The organism is Microbacterium lacus (genome assembly GCF_039531105.1).
Taxonomy (GTDB): Bacteria; Actinomycetota; Actinomycetes; order Actinomycetales; family Microbacteriaceae; genus Microbacterium; species Microbacterium lacus.
The window spans coordinates 425234-446997 of record NZ_BAAAPK010000001.1; the positions used below are offsets into that span (position 1 = coordinate 425234).

The window sequence follows — 21764 nt, forward strand, 5'->3', positions numbered from 1 at the left end:
GGAAGGTCCCTCAGTTCTGCAGCCGGTCGAGCGCCAGATTGAGCTCGAGCACGTTCACACGGGGCTCCCCGAGGTATCCGAGGTCCCGTGACTGGATCATAGACGCGACGAGATCGCGGACGTCCGACTCGGGGATGCCGCGCTCGGCCGCGACGCGCGGCACCTGCAGCAGGGCGTACGACGGACTGATGTGCGGGTCCAGTCCGGAGCCGGAAGCCGTCACCGCGTCGGCCGGGATCTCGGACACGTCGACCCCCTCGAGCTCGGCGATCGCCGCCTGACGCTGCCGGATCGCCTCGATCAGGTCCGCGTTCTCCGGCCCCCAGTTGGAGCCGCTCGAGGCGCCCCCGTCGTAGCCGTCGCCGGCCGCCGACGGGCGGGACTGGAAGTACTCGGGGAGCGCGGCGCCGTCGGCATCGGTGAACGACTGGCCGATGAGCGCGCTGCCGACAGGCGTGCCCTCCGCATCCGTCACGAGGGAGCCGTTCGCCTGCCAGGGCAGTGCGAGCTGACCGATCGCGGTGACGAGGGCCGTGTAGCCGATCCCGAGGACGAGGGTGAAGACGAGCATCGCGCGGACGGCGACGCCGGCGGTGCGGACGGTGGAGCGGGTGGTGGACACGGTGTTCTCCGAGGTCGGGGCTCAGAAGCCCGGGATGAGGCTCACGACGAGGTCGATGAGCTTGATGCCGATGAAGGGGGCGATGATGCCGCCGAGCCCGTAGATCGCGAGGTTGCGACTCAGGATCTGCGGCGCGCTCGCCGGGCGGTATTTCACGCCGCGAAGGGCGAGCGGGATGAGCACGATGATGACGAGGGCGTTGAAGATGATCGCGCTCGTGACGGCGGAGGCCGGCGAGCTGAGCTGCATGATGTTCAGCGCCGCGAGTCCGGGGAAGATCCCCATGAACATCGCGGGGATGATCGCGAAGTACTTCGCGATGTCGTTCGCCAGCGAGAACGTCGTGAGAGCGCCCCGGGTGATCAGCAGCTGCTTGCCGATCCGGACGATGTCGATGAGCTTGGTCGGATCGCTGTCGAGGTCGACCATGTTGCCGGCCTCCTTCGCGGCCGATGTGCCCGTGTTCATCGCCACACCGACGTCCGCCTGCGCGAGGGCCGGCGCGTCGTTCGTGCCGTCGCCGGTCATCGCGACGAGGTTGCCGCCCTCCTGCTCGCGCGTGATCAGGGCGAGCTTGTCCTCGGGGGTCGCTTCGGCGAGGTAGTCGTCGACGCCCGCCTCCTTCGCGATCGCCGCGGCGGTCAGCGGGTTGTCGCCCGTGATCATGACCGTCCGGATGCCCATGGCGCGCAGCTCGGCGAAACGGTCGCGCAGGCCCTCCTTCACGATGTCCTTCAGGTGAATCACCCCGAGCACAACTCCTGCTTTCTGCGCGTCGAGCGTCGCCACGACCAGGGGAGTTCCGCCGGACTGCGCGATCGCCTCGGTGTTCTGCAGGAGTTGTGCGCGCGTATCGGCCGGGACCGGGGCGCCGGACGAGTCGAGCCAGGCGAGGACGGCCGACCCCGCGCCCTTGCGCACCTGCACGCCGTCCGCGAGATCGACACCGCTCATGCGGGTCTGGGCGGTGAAGGGCACCGAGGCGGCGCCGGCGGGCTCGGTGACACGGATGCCGCGCACCGCGGCCAGCTCGATCACGGACACGCCCTCCGGCGTCGGGTCCGCGAGCGAGGACAGCGCCGCCGCGCGCGCGAGCTCGTCCGCGTCGACGCCGGGCATCGCGACGAAATCCGAAGCGCGGCGGTTGCCGTACGTGATCGTCCCGGTCTTGTCCAGGAGCAGGGTCGTGACATCTCCCGCCGCCTCGACCGCGCGTCCGGACATCGCGAGGACGTTGCGCTGCACGAGCCGGTCCATCCCGGCGATGCCGATCGCCGACAGCAGGGCCCCGATCGTGGTCGGGATGAGGCACACGAGCAGGGCGATCAGGACCGGGATCGACACGGGGGACGCGGCGTACGAGGCGATCGGGTTGAGCGTGAGCACCACGATCACGAACACGATCGACAGGCTCGCGAGCAGGATGTTGAGCGCGATCTCGTTGGGGGTGCGCTGGCGTGCGGCGCCCTCGACGAGCGCGATCATGCGGTCCACGAACGTCTCGCCGGGCTTGGACGTGATCCGCACGACGATGCGGTCCGACAGCACACGGGTGCCGCCCGTGACCGCCGACCGGTCGCCGCCGGATTCGCGCACGACCGGCGCGGACTCTCCGGTGATGGCCGATTCGTCCACTGTGGCGATGCCCTGCACGATGTCGCCGTCCCCCGGGATCAGTTCACCGGCCGTGACGATGACGACGTCGCCGAGCGCGAGCTCAGCAGAGGACACATCGTGCACGGCGGCCCGCTCGGCGGCGGCATCCGCGACGGCGTCGTAGTCGCTGACCCGCCGGGCGGACGTGCTCGTGCGGGTCTGGCGCAGGGACGCGGCCTGCGCCTTGCCGCGGCCCTCGGCCACGGACTCGGCGAGGTTCGCGAAGAGCACCGTGAGCCAGAGCCAGACGGCGATGCCCCACGTGAAGCCGACCGGGACGGCGGTGCCGCCCGAGGCCTCGGCGCCGCCGAGGAACGGCTCGGCGATCGCGATCGCGGTGGTCAGCGCCGCGCCCACCCACACCAGGAACATGACGGGGTTGCGCCAGAGCGCGGCGGGGTTGAGCTTGCGCAGCGCGCCGGGCAGCGCGGTCACGAGCTGCGCCCACCCGAACGAACGGGACGGGGACGTCGACGACGGCGGCACGGAGCCGTGGACGGGGGTGAGGGTGGATGTGGACATGATCAGACGAGACCTTCCGCCAGGGGACCCAGCGTGAGAACGGGGAAATAGGTGAGTGCGGTGATGACGACCGCGACCACGGTGAGCAGACCCACGAACTGCGGGCGGGAGGTGGGGAGCGTGCCGGCGGTCGCAGGAACCTTCTGCTGAGCGGCGAGCGTTCCGGCCAGGGCGAGCACGAGGGCGATCGGGATGAACCGGCCGAGGAGCATCGCGACCCCGAGCGCCGTGTTGAGCCACGGGGTGTTGGCGGTGAGCCCGGCGAAGGCCGATCCGTTGTTGTTGGCCGCCGAGGTGAACGCGTACAGCACTTCGCTCAGGCCGTGCACGCCGGGGTTCCAGATCGAGGTCGCCTCCATGTCGGCGCGGATCGCGGGGATCGCGAAGCTCAGCGCCGTGCCGGTGAGCACGAGGATCGGCGTGACGAGGATGTACAGGCTCGCGAGCTTGATCTGCGTCGGACCGATCTTCTTGCCGAGGTACTCCGGCGTGCGGCCGACGAGCAGGCCGCCGACGAACACCGCGATCACGGCGAGGACGAGCATGCCGTACAGACCCGAGCCGACACCGCCGGGTGCGATCTCGCCGAGCATCATGTTGACCATCGGGATCATGCCACCGAGCGCCGTGTACGAGTCGTGCATCGAGTTGACCGCGCCCGTCGAGGTCAGGGTGGTCGCTCCGGCGAACAGGGTCGATCCGAGGATGCCGAACCTCTGCTCCTTGCCCTCCATCGCGGCACCCGCGAGCTGCGGGGCCGTGCCCTGACCGAGGGTCTCGAGCCACGTCACAGCGGTGATCGAGGCGATCGCGATCACGGTCATGACCGCGAGGATCGCGTAGCCCTGGCGGTCATCGCCCACCATGCGACCGAAGGCGCGCGGCATCGCGACCGGGATCGCGAGCAGGAGGAGGATCTCCAGGACGTTCGTCCAGGGCGTCGGATTCTCGAAGGGGTGGGCGGAGTTCGCGTTGAAGAAGCCACCTCCGTTCGTGCCGAGCTCCTTGATCGCCTCCTGCGAGGCGACCGGACCACCGGGGAGCACCTGCGTGCCGCCGGTGATCGTGCCGACCTCGGTGAAGCCGGTGAAGTTCTGCACGACTCCGGCGATCACGAGGGCGATCGCGGCGAGGATCGACAGGGGCAGCAGAAGGCGGGTGACCGTCCGCAGCAGGTCGACCCAGAAGTTGCCGATCGTGGCCGCGCCGTGTCGGGCGAAGCCGCGCACGAGCGCGACCGCGACGGCGATGCCGACGGCGGCGGAGACGAAGTTCTGCACCGCCAGTCCCGCGAGCTGCACCGTGTAGCCGAGCGTCAGTTCGGGCGAGTACGACTGCCAGTTCGTGTTCGTGACGAAGGACACCGCGGTGTTGAACGCGAGCCCTTCCGGAACCGGCGGCAGGTCGAGCGAGTACGGAAGCACCGCCTGGAGGCGCTGCAGGGCGTAGACGAACAGCACGCCGACCGCGGAGAAGACGAGCACGCCGCGCGTGTACGCCGGCGCGGTCTGCTCGGAGTGGGCGTCGACGCCGATGAGGCGGTACACGCCGCGCTCGGGCGCCCAGTCCTTCTCGGATGTGAAGATTCCGGCGATCCAGTCCCCGAGCGGACGGTAGAGCAGGACGAGAACGAGGACGACCGTCGCGATCTGCAGGACGCCGAGCCAGAGAGAAGCCGTGTCCGTCATCAGAACTTCTCCGGCTTCACGAGCGCGACGACGAGGTAGACGACGGCCGCGACCCCGAGCAGGGCGGCGATGAGCGAGAAGACCGTCACAGTCTTTCCACCGCCTTGGCGATCAGGCCGACGAGCGCGAACAGCGCGAGCGTGGCGGCGACGTAGATGACATCGAGCATGTCGGGAACTCCTGGGGCGCCTGAACGCCGATCGGGTGTCCGCACCGGTGTGCGGGTGCCTCGGTGCGGGGCACGATCACCGACTCAACACCGCCGACAGCCCCGTCGCGGCGACCCTCACGGTTCCCATACGGCCGCGTGCGGCATCCGCACGAAGGCCATACGGCCGGATCAGCCCGCGGAGAGCATCCGCACGCCGTCCAGGACAGCGGCGTGCGTGTGCGGCGACCCGAGGACTGCGAAATGGCCCTGTGCGGGAACGATCACGTTCGTCGCGCCGTCCAGCGCGCTGCCGTTCGGGATGTGCGGGTCGAAGCGGCCGAAGACCGAGACGATGCGGCCGTTGACCGATTCGTCGCGGCCGAGCATCACGATCGTCTCGTCCTCGGGAAGGAACGCGCGGATGCTGGGCACGAAGAACAGGCCGGCCAAGGGGGACCCGTGGAACGGCGTGCACACGGCGACGAGTCCGAGGAGTCCGAGCGGCGCGCCGCCGGCGGCGGATCCCCGCTCGGGCGGGGACGACGCCGGTGCGGGCGCGCGGGCGGCGGCATCTGCGGGGTCGCCGCCGGCGGCGGCTTCGGCGGCCGCCGCGTGCGCCGCCCCAGAGGTCACGAGCAGGTGCTTGCCGATCAGCCCGCCCTTGCTGTGCGCCACGATCACGCGTCCGGCAGGTCCGGCGGGACGCGCAGCCAGCGCTCGGCCGAGGCGTTCGGAGGTCTCCGCGACGCCGCGCCGGTTCATGCCGAGTCCGTGCACGACGCGGACGCGATGTCCCGCCGCGCTGAGCGCGTCCCCGAGGGGTCGGAGGAACGTCCAGTGCTCGTACACGCCCGGGAGCAGGATGACCTCCGCCAACTCTGCGGACCCGTCGCGCCACGATCGTGGTTCGGGCCGAGGCCGCCCCAGACGCCAGGGCGCTCCGACGATCGCGGCCTGGCGGAGGGCGGCGTACGCGTAGTCCTGGGCCCACCACCACCCGCGCGCGAGCACGCTCGGGCGCGGGTCGTCAGGGGTCACGGGGGCAGTCTAGGAGCCGGCGGCTCCGTGCCGGGACGCCCGGAACGGGTGATCCGTCAGGAGGCGACGTCGGGGGGCCCGGCCGGTCGCGTCGCCCGCTGGTGATGCGCGGGCTGTGCTGACGGCAAGCCAGCGCGCTCCTGGCCGGGCAGCGGTCGCGAGCGGCGCCCGTAGATGAGCTCGGACGAATCCAGCAGCCAGGGCACGAGCGTGATCGAGACCCCGTGCACGAGCATGAGCTGGTTCGCGATGCGCCGGGCGCGCCGGTTGTGCAGGAACGACTCCCACCAGTGACCGACGATGTACTGCGGCAGGTAGACGGTCACGACGGAGGAGCCGTGCTTCTCGCGCCATTGCTTGATGAACTGTGCGACCGGGCTCGCGAACGTGCGGTAGGGCGATTCGACGATGACCAGTTGGACCGGGATGTCGTGCTCGGCCCACTGCTTCTGCAGGAGGTCGGACTCGGCCTGGCTGACGGCGATGTGCACCGCGAGAGTGTGCTCGTGACGAGCGGCCAGAGCGTAGTCGAGTGCCTTGATCACCGGCTTCTGGAGTTTGCCGACGAGCACGATCGCCACGTCGCCCTCCGCTCCGAAGCGGGTCTGATCGTCCGGTTCGATCTCGGCCTCGACGTCGCGGTAGTAGCGGTGCACGCCGATCATGAGAGTCGCGAGGATCGGGATGGCGATGAAGACGAGCCATGCGCCGTGCGTGAACTTCGTCACGGTGACGATCACCAGGACCGACACCGTCATCGCCGCGCCCACGGAATTGATCACGAGGCCCGTGCGGGCCGAGCGGCGTTCCTCCGCCGTCCGCGTGCCGTCCTCGTCGTCCGGCGGCGCGACGTGAAGCTCGCGCAGCGTCCGCCGCCAGTGTCGGACCATCCCGACCTGTCCGAGGGAGAACGACACGAAGACGCCGATGATGTAGAGCTGGATGAGGGTCGTCAGATCGGCCTGGTAGACCACGAGCACGCCGATAGCGGCGATGCCGAGGATGATCATGCCGTTGGAGAACACGAGCCGGTCACCACGGGTGTTCAGCGCCTTCGGGGCGTATCCGTCGCGGGCCAGCACCGAGCCGAGCAGCGGGAAGCCGTTGAAGGCGGTGTTGGCCGCGAGGAGCAGAACGCAGGCGGTCGCCGCCTGCACGATGTAGAACGGGATCGACCCCATCCCGAACGTCGCCGCGGACACCTGGGCCATCAGGCTCGGCTGCGGGGTGTTCTCGCAGTCGAACCCGATGAGGTGGCACGGGTTCTCGGCGTAGTGCACGTTCGCGACGAGAGCGAGCACCGTCAGACCCGCGAACATCAGGATCGCGATGCCGCCCATGAGTGTCAGCGTCGTCTGCGCGTTGCGGACCTTCGGGCGGCGGAACGCCGGGACGCCGTTCGAGACGGCCTCCACGCCGGTCAGCGCCGAGCAGCCGCTGGAGAACGCGCGCAGGACGAGCAGGATGACCGCCACCTGCGTGAGGCTCTCCGGTTCGACGCCGTACTGCGCGCTCGAGGCGACCGGCGCGTCGCCGAGCGCAGTGCGGGTGAGGCCCACGAGGACCATCACGATGACGGAGCCGATGAAGATGTATGTGGGGATCGCGAAGACCAGCGACGCCTCGCGGACGCCCCGCAGGTTCACGATCACGATCAGGATCACGAAGCCGATCGCGAGCTCGACGCGGAGCGGATTCAGTTCGGGGACCGCGGAGATGATGTTGTCCACGCCCGAGGAGACCGAGACGGCCACGGTGAGGACGTAGTCCACGAGCAGCGCCGACGCCACGACGACGCCGGGTACCTCGCCGAGGTTCTTCGACGCGACTTCGTAGTCTCCACCGCCCGAGGGGTACGCCTTGATCAGCTGCCGGTAGCTGGCCACGACCACGATCAGGAGGATCACGACCGCCGTCGCCACCCAGGGACTGAAGGCGAGGAACGCCGTACCGCCGATCAGCAGGATCATCAGCAGTTCCTGCGGGGCGTACGCGACCGAGCTCAGCGCGTCGGAGGCGAAGATCGGCAACGCCATCTTCTTGGGCAGCAGCTGCTCGTCGAGTTTCTCCGACGTGAGCGGGTCGCCCAGGAGCAGGCGTTTGGCGATCGGCGATTCGGCGCCGGGCTCGCGACTGTCAGTGGTCACGGCGTGCGATGTTACTCGTCAGGAAGTCGTGAGGACGGACCGGAGGACCCATCCTGACGAAATCTTTACGGTCCCGCGATCCCTAAACTGGGCCGGTGTCGGACCAGATCACCTCCGGACTGCTCGCGATCGTGCTCGGCGCGGTCGTCGGTGTCATCCTCTTCGTGCCCTTCGTCGCGATCAGCTACCGCCGTCGCGGCGGCCTCACTCTCGGCCGGTCGCTGCTGTGGGCGGCGGCGCTGATCTACTTCCTCGCGATCTGGACGTACACGCTCCTTCCGCTGCCCGATCCGGATGCGGTGCGGTGCGTCGGCACGAACCTCGACATCACGGCGTTCGTCGACGAGGTGCAGACCGCGGTGGGGCGCTCGGAGAATCCGTGGCTCGATCCGCTCGTGCTCCAGCTGCTCTTGAACGTCCTGCTGTTCGTCCCGCTCGGCTTCTTCCTGCGCGTCCTCGGTGGGCGCGGGGTGTTCACCGCGCTCCTGGTCGGCTTCGCCCTGTCCGCGTTCATCGAGACGACGCAGGTCACCGGCGTCTGGGGCGTGTATCCGTGCGCCTACCGCGTGTTCGACGTGGACGACATGCTCACGAACACGCTCGGCGCCGTCGTGGGATCGATCCTGTCGCTCGTCGTGCCCGCGCGGCACCGGGGTATGGCCCGCTCCGAGGACGCCGACGAGCCGCGGCCTGTCACGCGGGGACGACGTCTGATCGGGATGCTGTGCGACGGGCTCGCGGCGGCCGTCGCCGTCGTGCTCGTGGGCACGTCGACGCAGCTCTGGCTGCAGTTCGTGGTCGGCGACCAGGAAGCCGTGCAGGACGGCACGCTCGCGGACACGCTCGCCACCGCGATCCCGGTGCTCGCGTGGCTCGTCCTGATCCTGGCGACCGGACGTTCGGTCGGGGACCTGGCCGTCCAGCTGCGCTATCGCGGCGGGCGTGTCCCGACTCCGGTCGCGCGCGTCCTCCGATGGGCGGGCGGGGTCGGCGGCTGGCTGCTCCTGGGCGCCCTGCCCGGCCCGTGGGCACTGCTCGCGTCGGCGTTCGCGCTGACGAGCCTCGTGCTCGTGTTCGCCACCGCACGCGGACGCGGGATGCCCGGCATCCTGAGCGGGATGCGCGTCGAAGACGCGCGAGATCCCGGCACGACGGCGGTGCCGGCCGCGCCCGAGAGCGGGTCCCGCCGCCCCTAGCCGAGGAACTCGCGGGCGGCGACGACGAGGGCGTCCACGCCGCGCTCGAGCGTGGGGTGGATCACCGGAGCGAAGAACGGCGAGTGGTTCGTCGGGATGTCGCGGTCGATCGTGCCGCCCGCCTTCGCGGCGGCGAAGGTCTGCGGGTCCACCCCGCCCCAGAACCAGAAGACGAGCGGGACGCCGGCTTCGCGGGCGAACCACGACACGTCTTCGCTGCCGGTGAACATGCCGGGGTCGATCACCGTGCCCTCGCCGAACGCGTTGTCGAACGCGAGCGTGAGCCGAGCGGTCGCGTGGACGTCGTTGATCGTCGGGGGCAGGGAGTGGTCGACAGCGATCACCGGCTCCTCCTCGGCGCCCGAGGCCTGCGCTTCGGCGCGGACGACGCGCTCCACCTTCTCCAGCACCCGTGCGCGGGCCTCATCGTCGGGGTAGCGCAGGCTCAGCTCGAGCTTCGCCTCGGCCGGGATGATGTTGTTCTTCAGTCCCGCGTGGATCGAGCCGACCGTGACGACCGCGACGTCGCGGGGGTCCACCTCGCGCGAAACGATCGTCTGCAGCCGCATCACGGTGGCGGCAGCCATCACGACCGGGTCGATCGTGGAGTGCGGGCGCGAGCCGTGGCCGCCGCGACCCAGCAGGGTGACGGTCAGGCCGTCGGATGCCGCCATCTGCGTGCCCGGACGCACCCCGATCGTTCCGGCGGGGAGCGGTGTGACGTGCTGCCCGAGGACGATGTCCGGTCGCGGGAAGCGGTCGAGCACACCGTCGGCGATCATGGCCTGCGATCCGGCGCCGTACTCCTCGGCGGGCTGGAAGACCGCGACGATCGTGCCGGACCACTCGTCCGTGGTGGCGACCAGTCGCTCGAGGGCACCGATCAGGGACGTCACGTGCAGGTCGTGACCGCACGCGTGCATGACCGGCACGTCGTTGCCGGCCGGGTCGGTGCCGCGCGCGGTACTGGCGTACTCGAGCCCGGTGAGCTCCTTGACCGGCAGTGCGTCCATGTCGGCCCGCAGCCAGACGACCGGTCCGTCGCCGTTGCGGATGACCGCCGCGATGCCCGTCTTGCCGATGCCCTCTTCGTACTCGATGCCCAGTCGATCCAGGTGCGCAGTCACGACACCCGCGGTGCGGGTCTCCTGGAAGGACAGCTCGGGATGCCGGTGCAGATCGATGTAGAGCGCTTCGAGGTCGATGGTCATGGCGTCGAGCCTAGCCGCGCGCCCTTCCGGCTCAGCGGTCCAATCGAGCCGTCGTGCCTCTGACGATGAGCTCGTACGGCAAGTGCCGCGGCTCCTCGGTCGGGCTCCCGGCCGCGGCGGCCTCGAGTTCGTCGAGGATCGCGTCGGCGGCGCGCTCGCCCTGCCCGTGCGGGAACTGGTCGACCGTGGTGAGGCGGAAGAACTCGCCGAGCTCGTGGCCGTCGATCCCGACGACGGAGAGGTCCTCGGGGACGCGATACCCGAGTTCACGGGCGGCGAGCAGCGCACCGATCGCCATCTCGTCGGACGCCGCGAAGATCGCGGTGGGGTGCTCGCCCGGTCGGCCGAGCAGCTGCTTGGCGGCGCGGAATCCGCCCTCGATCGTGAAGTCGGCGGGCTCGTACAGCGAGGGGCGGGGCGGGATGCCGGCATCCCGCAGCGCCTGCTCGAACCCGAGTCGACGATGGGTGGGGATGTGGAAGTCGATGTCGAACTCCGGGCTCGCGCCGATGTGCGCGATCTCGCGATGGCCGAGCCCGATCAGGTGCTCGGTGGCCAGCCGCGCGACCGCGACGTCGTCGACCGTGAGGGTCGTCAGCCGCGGATTCGGACCGCCGATCGCGATGACGGGCAGGTCGAGCTCGCGCAGGCGCTCGGTCTCCTCGTCGCCGAGCTCGATCGAGATCGCGATCACGCCGTCCACCCGCTGCCGGCGCAGGAACGTCTCGAACACGTCCCGCCGCTGCTCGCGGTCGGCGGTCAGGTTGTACAGCGTGATGTCGTAGCCGCGGCGCATGAGCGCGGAGGCCGTGCCGCTGAGGACCGTGCTGAAGAACCACCGGTCCAGGAACGGCACGAGCACCCCGATGTTGCGGGTCCGCCCGGAGGCCAGGCTCGATGCGGACGAGGACACGACGTAGCCGAGCGACTTCGCCGCGCTCTCGACGCGGGCGCGCGTCGCGACCGAGACGTGACCGCGGCCGCTCAGGGCGCGGGAGACGGTGGCCGTCGAGACGCCCGCCGTGCGCGCGACCTCATCGATGCTGACCACGTCGTCCCCCTCTCCCGGCCGCTCAGCTCTCGGCCGAGACGAGCCAGATCGCCGTGTCGGCCGGCAGTGCGCCGTCGGTGAGCTCCCCGCTCGCCGCGATCACGGTACCGCGCGGCAGCCCGATCGCCTCGGAACCGGTGTTCGCGATCACCGTCACGTCGCCGTTGCGGAAGGCCAGGACGTGCGCGGGGTACCCGTCGACCCACTCGAGGGTGCCGGCGCCGAGCCGGTGCTCGCGACGCGCCGCAAGCAGCGCCCGGTACAGGGACAGTGTCGAGGACGGGTCGTCCACCTGCAGGTCGCGCGCGAGAACACCCCACGACGCCGGCTGCGGCAGCCATGACTCGCCGGTCGGGCTGAACCCGTACGCCGGAGCCTGCGAGTTCCACGGCACCGGGACGCGGCATCCGTCTCGCCCGTACCGTTCGCCGGCGGTGCGGAACCACGTCGGGTCCTGACGTGCGGCGTCGGGGAGGTCGACGGCCTCAGGAAGGCCGAGCTCCTCGCCCTGGAAGATGTAGGCCGAACCGGGCAGCGCGAGCATGACGCTGGAGGCGGCACGCGCGCGGCGCAGCCCGACGTCCGCGATCGGCTTGCCCGGTGAGCGGGGTCCGATGCCGTGACCCTGCGGGTTCTCCGCGGTCAGCGCGAGGCGCGACGCGTGGCGGACGACGTCGTGGTTGGAGAGCACCCACGTGGTCGGGGCACCGACGGCGGAGTACGCGCGCAGCGACTCGGCGATCACGGGGCGCAGGGCCTCGGCATCCCACGCCGTCTCGAGGTAGGGGAAGTTGAACGCCTGGTGCATCTCGTCCGGACGCACCCACAGCGCGGTCTCGTCCGCGGTCGGGCGCCACGCTTCGGCGCAGAGCGCACGGTCGCCCGCGTACTCCTCCAGCAGCACGTGCCAGTCGCGGTACACGTCGTGCACGGCCGGCTGCCCCCAGTACGGCACATCGCGCTCGCCGCCGCCCATCGAGTCGGCGTCCGCCGGCGGCACGTAGTCGGGCAGTCCGGGCTTCTTGATCAGGCCGTGGGCGACGTCGACGCGGAACCCGTCGACTCCGCGGTCGAGCCAGAAGCGGAGGATGCGGCGGAACTCCTCGCGCACCTCTTCGTTGGACCAGTCGAAGTCGGGCTGGGACGTGTCGAACAGGTGCAGGTACCACTGGCCCGGCGTCCCGTCGGCTTCCGTCACGCGCGTCCACGCGGGTCCGCCGAACACCGACTCCCAGTTGTTCGGGGGCAGCTCGCCGCTCTCGCCCGTTCCGTCGCGGAACATGTAGCGGGCGCGCTCGGCGCTGCCGGGCGCGGCGGCGAGGGCCTGCTGGAACCACTCGTGCTGGTCGGACGAGTGGTTCGGGACGAGGTCGACGATGATGCGGATGCCGCGCTCGTGCGCCGCGTGGAGCATGGTGTCGAAGTCAGACAGTGTGCCGAACAGCGGGTCGACGTCGCAGTAGTCGGCGACGTCGTAGCCGGCGTCCTTCTGCGGAGAGCGCTGGAACGGGCTGAGCCACACGGCGTCCACGCCGAGCTGGACGAGATCGTCCAGGTGGGCGGTGACGCCGGGCAGGTCGCCGATGCCGTCACCGGTGCTGTCGGCGAAGGACCGCGGATAGATCTGGTAGATCACGGCGGAACGCCACCACTCGGCTCCCGGTCGGGAGGTCAGGGCGAACGGGTGCTCGGCGATGTGGGGGGAGGACATCGCTCCAGAATAGTGGAAGCGCTTGCATAACCCCACGCGGCTAGGGTGGGCGGGTGCCTTCCGCCGATGCCCTCGCCCACGCCGAATCGCTCATCCGCACCGTGCCGGACTACCCCGAGCCCGGCGTGCTCTTCCGCGACATCACGCCGCTCCTGGCCGACGCGGGGGCGCTGCGCGCCGTGATCGACGCGCTGATCGAGCCCTTCGACGGCGGCTTCGATGTCGTCGCCGGTGTCGAGGCGCGCGGCTTCCTGCTGGCGGGGGCTGCGGCGACGGTCGCGGGCGTGGGCATGGTTCCGGTGCGCAAGGCGGGCAAGCTGCCGAGGCCTGCGGCATCCGTTTCGTACGCCCTGGAGTACGCCCGCGCGACGATCGAGGTGCACGACGACCTCGCGCCCGGTACGCGCGTGCTGCTCGTGGACGACGTGCTCGCCACCGGCGGCACCCTGGCCGCCGCGCACGAGCTGTTCGCCGAGCTCGGCGTCGTCGTGGTGGGCACCGCGGTGCTCATGGAGCTCGAAGCGCTCGGCGGCCGCGCGCTCGTGCACGACGTGCACACGGTCTTCACCGCCTGACGCGTCGACGGCTCAGAACACCTGCTGGATCGCCGCGGGCACCGCACCGGACCGGCCGAGCCGGAACAGGAGTTTCGGTGGCAACAAGATGATCGGGCCGCAGAGTCACCTGTGTCCGCCGAAACTCCTGATCTCGGTCGGGCCAGGCGGGGTGGGGACCTCGGTCAGGCGGGGTGGGGACCTCGGTCAGGCGGGATCGGGTGCGGCCACGCGCCGCCCGCGCACGAAGACGCCGGTGATCGCCTGCTCGCGCATGCCCATGAGCAGCGTGAACAGCTCTGAACGGATGCCGCCCGCGCCCGCGGCCTCGAGCGAGACCGCGAAGCCCGGCTGCGCCGCGGGGTCGATGATCACGAAGTCCGCGTCCTTGCCCGCGTCGAGGTTGCCGAACGCGTCCTCCTGATCGAGCGCGCGGGCCCCGGCGAGGGTTCCGAGGAACAGCAGCTGTGCGGGGCCGAGGGCGACGGCAGCCTCACCCTCCTCGCTCATGTGCACCTTGTACGCATCGTTCAGCACACGCGGGATGAGCCATTCGTCCCCGGCGCCGACGTCAGTGCCCATCGCGATCGTGACGCCGGAGGCCGCGGTCCGCCGCCACGGCATCGTGCCGCTGCCGAGGAAGAGCTGGGAGGTCGGGCAGTGCGCGATCGACGAGCCCGTCTCGGCGAGCCGGTGCAGTTCGCGGTCGGTGCCGTGCACGGCGTGCGCAAGGATCGAGCGTCGCCCGAGCAGGCTCTCCCCGCTGGCGGCGGAGCCGGGCAGGCACCGGCCGTCGTACGTGTCGAGGTACGCGTCCACGTCGTACAGCGCCCGCACCGCCGCGATCTCGCCGTCGCCCGGCCGGTCGTTCTCGTTCAGGTGCGAGTGGAAGTAGACCCCTCGCCCGCGCACGTCCGCGTACAGGTCTCCGAGGCGTCCGAGCGTCTCGCGGGTGACCGACAGGCTGAACCGGGGGACGAGGGCGACCTGGGCGAGGGCTCGACGCGGGTCGGATGCCGGCCCCGCGGCATCCGCTCCGTGCCAGCGCTGGATCTCGTCGGCCGCGAGTCCGATCGCGGCATCCTCGCTCGTGAGGAGCGCCGCGGCGCTGTCCGGACCCACCGTCTGGATGCCGCGCCCGCTCACGACCCGCAGGCCGGCATCCAGTGTCCTCGAGAACATCGCGTCCTGCGCCTCGGGGAACGCGGAGCCGAAGACGAGGGCCGCGGTCGTGCCGGCTGAAACCCGCCGCCGCACGAACTCACGCGCGACGACGTCGGCGAAGGCCGGGTCGGCGAGCCGGGACTCCGCGGGGAACACGCAGTGCTCGAGCCATTCCAGCAGCTCTCCGCCGCCGTAGGCGTCGGTCGTGAACGTCTGCGGGTAGTGCACGTGGGTGTCCACGAACCCGGGCAGGAGATAGGCGTCGGTGTGCACGACCTCGTCGGCGGCGAGGGATGCCGGCATCCCGCTCCACGGACCGCTGTAGGCGATGCGCCCCTCGGCGTCGACCGCGAGGGCGCCGTCGCGCTCGGACACGAGTGCGGCGTCCGCGTCCGGCAGCTGCGGCGCCCCGGCGATGTGCACCACGTGTCCTCGATAGACGGTCACGATTCTTCTCCTCAGTTCTTTCCGCTCCCATTTCGCTGAGACGACTTCTGCAGGTCGAGACGATGGGTTTCACCCACAGTCTCGACGTGCAGAAGTCGTCTCACGGTAAAGGGGGAGGCAGCGAGCGAGCGCGGGTCAGACGAAAGCGGGCAGATCCCGCCAGGCGTCGGGGGCGGATGCCGCGCCGTCGCGCGTGATCGTGCCCTCGATCAGACCATACGGGCGGTCGGCGGCGTAGAACACCTCGCCCGGGTTCTCCAGCCCGAACGGCGTGAAATCGCACAGGAAGTGGTGCTTGTTCGGCATCGCGAACCGCACCTCGGCGATCTCGGGCCGCGCCTCGATCACCGCCTTCCCCATCGCGAACAGCGTCTGCTGCAACGCGAGCGAGTGCACGGTCGCGAACGTCGACAGCAGTACAGCGGACACGTCGGCGTACAACGTGTTGTAGTCGATCCCCGCGTCCACCGCTTCGGGCAGGAAGCGCCAGCGGCCCGTGACCGACGTCGCCATGATGCGGTCATCGGTCTCGACGAGGGTCGTGTACCTGTCGCGGGGGAAGCCGGCGAACTCGCTTCCCGTGGACTTCAGCACAGTCAGGTCTTTCACGCCGCCCGTCACGTGCGTCGCCCCGTCCACGACCTGCACGGCCGCGAGCCGGGTGGCCTGCCCGCGCCGCACGAACGAGTGGTCGTGCGGCCGGCCGTCCACGATGATCCGCTCCCACTCGTACTGCTCGGCCTGCCAGAGCCCGCCCTCGATCCACTCGAACCCGCTCACGAAGTGGTCGGCGAGGGCGAGCAGGTATTCCTCGGGCGAGGTCACGCCGTGCTGCTTTGCGAACGCGAACGCGGTGTTCTTCTGCGTGTCGGTCGCGACGACGAGTGCGTTGTCGCCGGTCAGGTAGGAGTCCACGAGAGCGGCACCGCGCAGTTGGGACGTGACGTTCAGGTCCACGATCTCGTGCCGCGGGGTGTCGCGGTAGATCCGCACGATCCGGTTCTCGGCCTTGCCGTACTTGTTGGCCCCCAGGCTCACCGACACCATGCTCAGCTCCCTCGATACGTCGAATACGCGAACGGACTCAGCAGCAGCGGGACGTGCAGGTGGCGGCCTGAGGCGTCGACGGTGAAGGTCACGGTCACGAGCGGATAGAAGGTCTCCACGTCGCGCGCCGCGAAGTAGGCGCCGGTACGGAACGCGAGCGTGTAGTCGCCGGGGGTCAGCGCGTCGGGGCCGATCGCCGCGCGGCCGTCGGCGTCGGTGACCCCGGCGCCCACCGGAAGGCCGCGCGGGTCGGCGAGCTCGACCTCGATGCCCACGGCGGGCTGCCCGGTGGCGGCATCCAGCACGTGCGTCGTGAGATGAGTCATGGGACGATCCTCTCGCTCAGGTCGTCGGTCACGGAGGAGCGCAGCCGCAGCAGCGCGATCTCGGCGAGCTGCCCGAGTGCTTCGGCGGCCTCCGACGCCTCGTCTCCCTGGAGCCTCCGGCGCAGCTCCGCGAGGAGCTGCTCGGGCGTCCGCCCGGCCGCGCGGATCAGGAAGACCCGCCCGAAGCGCTGCTCGTACGCGGTGTTGCCGGCGGCGATCGCGTCCGCGACGGAGGCGGCGGCATCCGCCATCGACGCCTGCTCGCGACGGGATGCCGCGGCCTCGGCGCCCGGCCCGACCGGGCGCTGGCCGATGCGCGGATGCGCGGCGAGGGCGGTGTCCAGATCGGTCACCGTCCACTCGTCCGCGAGGTCGGCGGCGTACGCGGTCAGCGCGTCGACGGACCGGTACGGGCGGGCGGCCACGACCGCGTCGACCCAGTGCGGTACGGCCGCCCAGACGCGCACGACGGATGCCGCGGCATCCGGATCCGCGCGGTTGAACTCGTCGAGCAGCATGCAGCCACGCTAGCCCGCGCGCGTTTCGCCGTGATTACGACCGTGGATCAGCGCTCGGCGTGCACGATGAGCCACTGCGCGACGGCGTCCGTGCCGCCGGTGTTGTGGATGCGGTGCGGGCGCGAGCACGGGAAGCTGATCGCGTCGCCCGGCCGCAGGATCACCCGCTCCTCGTCGAAGTCGATCGTGAGCTCGCCCGAGATCATCGTGCCGACCTCGTAGCCGTCGTGGCGGAAGAGGTCGTCCTCGCCGTGCGCGCTCGCGCCGGGCGGGTAAATCGACTCGAAGTAGTCCACGCCCGGGGTCCGACCCGGCGAGAGGCGTCGGAACGTCACGCCGCTCTCCAGCACGACGCTCGATGCGTGCTGAGCGCGCTGCAGCGCGAAACCCCCGGCGGTCGCCTCCACATCGGCGACGACGTCGGAGCGCGCGTCGAACACCGAGGCGAGCGGGATGCCGAGGGCATCGGTGATCGCGATGAGCCGCGACACGCTCGGCTGGAGCACCCCCCGCTCGATCTGCGACACCGCGCTCGGCGAGATCCCGAGCTTCTTCGCGAGGGAGCGGGCCGACATCCCCTGCTGCTCGCGCAGGTCGCGGAGGCGCGCGCCCACGTCGGGCGGCGAATCGACGGATGCCGCGCCCTCGCCGGTGGGGGTGAGGACGGCATCCGACATGACGGCATCCTAACCGGCGCCCGTCCGGACTCGTGCACTCCGTGTGAAGTCCTAACTTCACACGGCTGTTACAGCGGGGAAACCTCCGGAGCGATGTGAAGCAATAACTTCACATCTACGTACCACCAGGCCGCGGACTCCACGTCGCAGCTCGCTCCGCCCGTTCCGGGCATCCGCTCCTCACCTGGAAGGTTCCACCCCCATGACCGAGATCGCCGCGCCTCCGGGCGCACCGCTGACCAAGCCGCAAGACATCATCGAAGCCGCCGGGCACCCGGTCGGCTCGGGCAACATGAAGCCCGAATACGACGTCCGCCTCGCGAACGAGGACCTCGCGCCGCTGCGCAAGCAGAAGTGGTCCTGGTACAACATCTTCGCGTTCTGGATGTCGGACGTGCACTCCGTCGGCGGATACGTGACCGCCGGTTCGCTGTTCGCCCTCGGCATCGCCGCGTGGCAGGTGCTCGTCGCGCTCCTGGTCGGCATCATCATCGTCCAGGTCTTCACGAATCTGGTCGCCAAGCCGAGCCAGAAGACCGGCGTGCCCTACCCGGTCGTGAACCGCGCGATCTTCGGCATCAAGGGCGCGAACATCCCCGCGATCATCCGCGGCATCATCGCGATCGCCTGGTACGGCGTGCAGACGTTCCTCGCCGCGCAGTCGCTCAACATCATCTTCCTGAAGTTCATCCCCGCGAGCGCCCAGCTGCTGGAGTACAGCTTCCTGGGGCTGTCCGCCCTCGGCTGGATCTCGTACGGCATCCTCTGGGTGGCCCAGGTCGCCCTGTTCTGGAACGGTATGGAGGTCATCCGCCGCTTCATCGACTGGGCGGGTCCCGCGGTCTACGTCGTGATGATCATCCTCGCGGTCTACCTCGTCTCGCAGGCCGGGTGGGAGAACATCGACTTCGACCTGTCCGACCCGAACCTGCCCGACGTCGGATTCTGGGGCTCGATCGGGCTCATGTTCATGGCGATCGGCATCGTGGTCTCCTACTTCTCCGGTCCGATGCTCAACTTCGGCGACTTCGCCCGCTACGGCCGCAGCTTCAGCGCCGTGAAGAAGGGCAACTTCTGGGGCCTGCCCGTCAACTTCCTCTTCTTCTCGCTGCTGACGGTCATCACGGCATCCGCCACGATCCCGGTGTTCGGTGAGCTCATCACCGACCCGATCCACACGGTCGAGCGCATCGACACCCCGTTCGCGATCCTCCTCGGCGGACTGACGTTCGTCACCGCCACGGTCGGCATCAACATCGTCGCGAACTTCATCTCGCCCGCGTTCGACTTCTCCAACGTCGCGCCCAACAAGATCTCCTGGCGCATGGGCGGCATGATCGCCGCGGTCGGGTCCGTCTTCCTCCTGCCGTGGAACTGGTACTCCAACCCGACGGCGATCCACTATTCGCTCGGCGTGCTCGCCGCCCTCATCGGTCCCCTGTTCGGCATCCTAATCGCCGGCTACTACATCGCCGCCCGCCAGCGCATCAAGACGGACGAGATGTTCACCATGTCGGACAAGGGGGCGTACTGGTACCGCAAGGGCTACAACCCGAACGGCATCAAGGCGCTGCTGTGGGCGGGCATCCCGACGATCGCGATCGCGATCCTGCCGAAGATGATCGCCGACCTGGGCGGGTTCGACATCTCGTGGATCGGCAACTTCACCTGGTTCATCGGCTGCGGGCTGGGCTACGGGCTGTTCGTGCTGTTCGAGAAGCTCGACCCGCGCGTCCCCTCCTTCGCCGGCGAGACCGACGGCATCTCGGACGGCACGATCGACGGCGCGGCGGCGACCTCGGACGCCGAGCCGCCGGCGATCTCGGCGGAGGTCCCCGTCGTGACGGACGCGAAAGCGTGAAGATCACCCTGCTCAACCCGAACACCTCCCGGGCGATGACCGCGAAGATCGCGGCTGCCGCCCGGGAGGTGGCGGGGCCGGATGTGGAGATCGCTGCGGTGTGCCCGCTCGACGGTCCCGCCGCGATCGAGAGCCACCTCGATGAGGCGTTCGCCGCTGTCGCGGTGATCGAGCTCATCCGCCGCGATCAGCTCGAGGGCGGCAGCGACGCGTATGTGATCGCGTGCTTCGGGGACCCGGGGCTGGATGCCGCGCGCGAACTCGTGGACGTGCCGGTGATCGGCATCGCGGAGGCCGCGATGCACGTCGCGGCGATCTCGGGGCGCTCGTTCGGGATCGTCACGACGCTCTCCCGCACCCTCGGCCGGGCGCAGGATCTGCTGCACCGGTACGGCTTCGACCGAACCTGCGTCGCGGCGTACGGGAGCGGCATCCCGGTCCTGGATCTGGAGGACGTGAGCGGCCCCGCCTTCGACGCGCTCGCCGGGTGGTGCGAGCGTGTCGTGCGGGAGGACGGTGCGGATGTCGTCGTGCTCGGCTGCGCCGGCATGGCCGACCTGTGCGACCGCCTCGCGGACCGGGTCGGGGTCCCGGTCGTGGACGGCGTGGCCGCGGCGGTCGGTCTCGCTTCGGGGATGGCACGCATGCGCGTCGGCACGAGCAAGCGCGACGAGTACGCGCCGCCGCCGCGCGAAACCGTCGGGGTGTGAGTCCGGCCGATTTCACCGCGGCGAAACACGCATGGGGGAGGCTGGGCAGCAGCATCCGATCGACGAGAGGCATTCGATGAGCGACAGCGGGACCACGGTCTTCCGGGCGCAGCGCGCGTTGGTCGACGGGGCGTTCGTCCCCGCGGCGGTCGTGGTCCAACGGCGACGCATCGTCGATGTCGCCGACGTGCGCACGAAGGCCTCCGGCGCGAAGGCGGTGCTCGTCCCCGATGACGCGGTTCTCCTCCCCGGCCTCGTCGACTCGCACGTGCACGTGAACGAACCGGGCCGCACCGAGTGGGAGGGCTTCCGCTCGGCGACCTTGGCCGCCGCGGCGGGCGGGGTCACGACGATCGTCGACATGCCGCTGAACTCCCTGCCGCCCACGACGACCCCGGACGCGCTCGCGATCAAGCGCGCGGCCGCCGAACCGTCGGCGTACATCGACGTGGGCTTCTGGGGCGGCGCGGTCCCCGGCAACCTGGGTTCGCTCGGCCCCCTGCACGACGCGGGCGTGTACGGGTTCAAGTGCTTCCTCTCGCCGTCCGGGGTCGATGAGTTCCCGCACCTGGACCGGGCGCAGCTGGATGCCGCGATGGAGGAGGTCGCCGCGATCGGGTCGCGGCTCATCGTGCACGCGGAGGACCCCGACCTCCTGGCCGCCGACGGCGCCCTCGGCCGCGATTACGACGCGTTCCTCGCGTCACGGCCGGCGGCGAGCGAGGCCTCCGCGATCGACGCGGTGATCGCCGCCGCGCGGCGCACCGGCGCCCGGGCGCACATCCTCCACCTGAGCGATGCCGGATCGCTGCCGGCGATCCGTGCGGCCAAGGCGGACGGTGTGGCCCTCACGGTCGAGACGTGCCCGCATTACCTGACGATCGTCGCGGAGGAGATCCCGGACGGAGCGAGCGAATTCAAGTGCTGCCCGCCGATCCGCGGCTCCGCGAACCGCGACCTGCTGTGGGACGGCGTCGTGGACGGCACGATCGATGCGATCGTGAGCGATCACTCGCCCTCCACCGTCGACCTCAAGCGCTCCGGCGGCGGTGACTTCGGTCTCGCGTGGGGCGGGATCGCGGGGCTCCAGGTGGGGCTGTCGGCGGTGTGGACCGAGGCGCGGGGGCGCGGCATCCCGCTCGAAGCGATCCTGCCCCTGTTCACGACCGGTCCGGCCGCCGTCGCGGGGCTGTCCGCCGGAGTGATCACACCAGGGGCACCCGCCCACCTGACGGTGTTCGGTCTCGACGACGCCTACCCGATACAGGCAGCGCAGCTCCTGCACAAGAACCCGATCACGGCGTACGAGAACCGCGTGCTTCACGGCCGCGTGCGGCGCACCTGGCTGCACGGCAAGTCCGTGTTCAACGTGACCGAGGGCGGCGCCGGCGAGGCGCCGCGCTTCCGCGGGACGCCGCGCGGCCGGCTCCTGTCTCGCACGGCCGGATGATGCAGTTGGATGGGGGC

General features: G+C 70.3%; 20 protein-coding genes. 5 read left to right on the top strand and 15 right to left on the bottom strand.

Annotated elements, in window-relative coordinates; genetic code table 11:
* Positions 1-10: 10 nt before the first annotated feature.
* The 7 genes from kdpC to ABD197_RS02110 all read right to left on the bottom strand — a co-directional run bounded on the left by kdpC (position 11) and on the right by ABD197_RS02110 (position 7824).
* A complete protein-coding gene (gene kdpC, locus ABD197_RS02080; RefSeq protein WP_344051098.1) occupies positions 11-622 on the bottom strand; it encodes a potassium-transporting ATPase subunit KdpC in 612 nt (203 codons plus the stop codon).
* A gap of 21 nt (positions 623-643) precedes the next feature.
* Positions 644-2800 (bottom strand): potassium-transporting ATPase subunit KdpB, encoded by a 2157-nt coding sequence (kdpB, locus tag ABD197_RS02085; RefSeq protein ID WP_344051100.1) that lies wholly within the window; start codon positions 2798-2800, stop codon positions 644-646.
* A 2-nt stretch (positions 2801-2802) separates the two neighbouring features.
* Positions 2803-4488, bottom strand: a complete 1686-nt coding sequence (gene kdpA / locus ABD197_RS02090; RefSeq protein WP_344051102.1) for a potassium-transporting ATPase subunit KdpA — start codon at positions 4486-4488, stop codon at positions 2803-2805.
* The gene (locus tag ABD197_RS02095) at positions 4488-4577 is read right to left on the bottom strand and encodes a potassium-transporting ATPase subunit F (protein WP_344051104.1); all 90 of its coding nucleotides are present in this window, start codon (positions 4575-4577) and stop codon (positions 4488-4490) included. The genes kdpA and ABD197_RS02095 overlap by 1 nt, the downstream gene beginning before the upstream one ends.
* Positions 4574-4702 carry a hypothetical protein gene (locus ABD197_RS02100; RefSeq protein WP_344051106.1) on the bottom strand — a complete coding sequence of 43 codons (129 nt, stop codon included), beginning with the start codon at positions 4700-4702 and terminating at the stop codon, positions 4574-4576. Before ABD197_RS02100 ends, ABD197_RS02095 begins: the two co-directional genes overlap by 4 nt.
* Positions 4703-4828: 126 nt before the next feature.
* Positions 4829-5677 carry an esterase/lipase family protein gene (locus ABD197_RS02105; RefSeq protein WP_344051108.1) on the bottom strand — a complete coding sequence of 283 codons (849 nt, stop codon included), beginning with the start codon at positions 5675-5677 and terminating at the stop codon, positions 4829-4831.
* 56 nt (positions 5678-5733) lie between these two features.
* Positions 5734-7824, bottom strand: coding sequence for an APC family permease (locus ABD197_RS02110; protein ID WP_344051110.1), 2091 nt, complete (start codon positions 7822-7824; stop codon positions 5734-5736).
* Positions 7825-7919: 95 nt separating this feature from the next.
* On the opposite strand from ABD197_RS02110, the gene ABD197_RS02115 reads away from it, so the two are divergent.
* Complete coding sequence (locus ABD197_RS02115) at positions 7920-9020, top strand: VanZ family protein (RefSeq protein WP_344051112.1); 1101 nt, start codon at positions 7920-7922, stop codon at positions 9018-9020.
* On the opposite strand, the gene ABD197_RS02120 is transcribed toward ABD197_RS02115, so the two are convergent.
* The 3 genes from ABD197_RS02120 to ABD197_RS02130 are packed head-to-tail and all read right to left on the bottom strand — an operon-like array spanning position 9017 to position 12993.
* On the bottom strand, positions 9017-10231 hold the full coding sequence (locus ABD197_RS02120; protein ID WP_344051114.1) for an amidohydrolase: 1215 nt from the start codon (positions 10229-10231) through the stop codon (positions 9017-9019). The genes ABD197_RS02115 and ABD197_RS02120 overlap by 4 nt on opposite strands.
* Before the next feature lie 31 nt (positions 10232-10262).
* Complete coding sequence (locus ABD197_RS02125) at positions 10263-11282, bottom strand: LacI family DNA-binding transcriptional regulator (RefSeq protein ID WP_344051116.1); 1020 nt, start codon at positions 11280-11282, stop codon at positions 10263-10265.
* Between the two features lie 22 nt (positions 11283-11304).
* Complete coding sequence (locus tag ABD197_RS02130) at positions 11305-12993, bottom strand: glycoside hydrolase family 13 protein (protein ID WP_344051119.1); 1689 nt, start codon at positions 12991-12993, stop codon at positions 11305-11307.
* A 53-nt stretch (positions 12994-13046) separates the two neighbouring features.
* Here ABD197_RS02130 and ABD197_RS02135 point away from each other — a divergent pair, with 53 nt between their 5' ends.
* Positions 13047-13568, top strand: a complete 522-nt coding sequence (locus ABD197_RS02135) for an adenine phosphoribosyltransferase (RefSeq protein ID WP_344051121.1) — start codon at positions 13047-13049, stop codon at positions 13566-13568.
* A gap of 186 nt (positions 13569-13754) precedes the next feature.
* Here ABD197_RS02135 and ABD197_RS02140 read toward each other — a convergent pair whose 3' ends face one another.
* The 5 genes from ABD197_RS02140 to ABD197_RS02160 form a co-directional block, all read right to left on the bottom strand.
* Positions 13755-15158 carry an amidohydrolase family protein gene (locus tag ABD197_RS02140; RefSeq protein ID WP_344051123.1) on the bottom strand — a complete coding sequence of 468 codons (1404 nt, stop codon included), beginning with the start codon at positions 15156-15158 and terminating at the stop codon, positions 13755-13757.
* Positions 15159-15293: 135 nt separating this feature from the next.
* Positions 15294-16205 carry a factor-independent urate hydroxylase gene (gene pucL / locus ABD197_RS02145; protein ID WP_344051125.1) on the bottom strand — a complete coding sequence of 304 codons (912 nt, stop codon included), beginning with the start codon at positions 16203-16205 and terminating at the stop codon, positions 15294-15296.
* Positions 16206-16207: 2 nt separating this feature from the next.
* Positions 16208-16531 (bottom strand): hydroxyisourate hydrolase, encoded by a 324-nt coding sequence (gene uraH, locus ABD197_RS02150; protein ID WP_344051127.1) that lies wholly within the window; start codon positions 16529-16531, stop codon positions 16208-16210.
* A complete protein-coding gene (gene uraD / locus ABD197_RS02155; protein ID WP_344051129.1) occupies positions 16528-17049 on the bottom strand; it encodes a 2-oxo-4-hydroxy-4-carboxy-5-ureidoimidazoline decarboxylase in 522 nt (173 codons plus the stop codon). Before uraD ends, uraH begins: the two co-directional genes overlap by 4 nt.
* 47 nt (positions 17050-17096) lie before the next feature.
* Positions 17097-17726, bottom strand: a complete 630-nt coding sequence (locus tag ABD197_RS02160) for a helix-turn-helix domain-containing protein (protein ID WP_344051131.1) — start codon at positions 17724-17726, stop codon at positions 17097-17099.
* A gap of 202 nt (positions 17727-17928) precedes the next feature.
* Here ABD197_RS02160 and ABD197_RS02165 point away from each other — a divergent pair, with 202 nt between their 5' ends.
* The 3 genes from ABD197_RS02165 to allB all read left to right on the top strand — a co-directional run bounded on the left by ABD197_RS02165 (position 17929) and on the right by allB (position 21747).
* Positions 17929-19587, top strand: coding sequence for an NCS1 family nucleobase:cation symporter-1 (locus tag ABD197_RS02165; RefSeq protein ID WP_344051133.1), 1659 nt, complete (start codon positions 17929-17931; stop codon positions 19585-19587).
* On the top strand, positions 19584-20297 hold the full coding sequence (locus ABD197_RS02170; RefSeq protein ID WP_344051135.1) for an aspartate/glutamate racemase family protein: 714 nt from the start codon (positions 19584-19586) through the stop codon (positions 20295-20297). The genes ABD197_RS02165 and ABD197_RS02170 overlap by 4 nt, the downstream gene beginning before the upstream one ends.
* A gap of 76 nt (positions 20298-20373) precedes the next feature.
* Positions 20374-21747 carry an allantoinase AllB gene (allB, locus tag ABD197_RS02175; protein WP_344051136.1) on the top strand — a complete coding sequence of 458 codons (1374 nt, stop codon included), beginning with the start codon at positions 20374-20376 and terminating at the stop codon, positions 21745-21747.
* The last annotated feature ends 17 nt before the right edge of the window (positions 21748-21764 follow it).

What these genes read in the sequence shown, in the direction of transcription:
- kdpB (WP_344051100.1), bottom strand. Translation starts at nt 2,800, where the DNA reads ATGTCCACATCCACCCTCACCCCCGTCCACGGCTCCGTGCCGCCGTCG.
- kdpA (WP_344051102.1), bottom strand. Translation starts at nt 4,488, where the DNA reads ATGACGGACACGGCTTCTCTCTGGCTCGGCGTCCTGCAGATCGCGACG.
- ABD197_RS02120 (WP_344051114.1), bottom strand. Translation starts at nt 10,231, where the DNA reads ATGACCATCGACCTCGAAGCGCTCTACATCGATCTGCACCGGCATCCC.
- ABD197_RS02130 (WP_344051119.1), bottom strand. Translation starts at nt 12,993, where the DNA reads ATGTCCTCCCCCCACATCGCCGAGCACCCGTTCGCCCTGACCTCCCGA.
- pucL (WP_344051125.1), bottom strand. Translation starts at nt 16,205, where the DNA reads ATGGTGTCGGTGAGCCTGGGGGCCAACAAGTACGGCAAGGCCGAGAAC.
- uraH (WP_344051127.1), bottom strand. Translation starts at nt 16,531, where the DNA reads ATGACTCATCTCACGACGCACGTGCTGGATGCCGCCACCGGGCAGCCC.
- uraD (WP_344051129.1), bottom strand. Translation starts at nt 17,049, where the DNA reads ATGCTGCTCGACGAGTTCAACCGCGCGGATCCGGATGCCGCGGCATCC.
- ABD197_RS02160 (WP_344051131.1), bottom strand. Translation starts at nt 17,726, where the DNA reads ATGTCGGATGCCGTCCTCACCCCCACCGGCGAGGGCGCGGCATCCGTC.
- ABD197_RS02165 (WP_344051133.1), top strand. Translation starts at nt 17,929, where the DNA reads ATGACCGAGATCGCCGCGCCTCCGGGCGCACCGCTGACCAAGCCGCAA.
- allB (WP_344051136.1), top strand. Translation starts at nt 20,374, where the DNA reads ATGAGCGACAGCGGGACCACGGTCTTCCGGGCGCAGCGCGCGTTGGTC.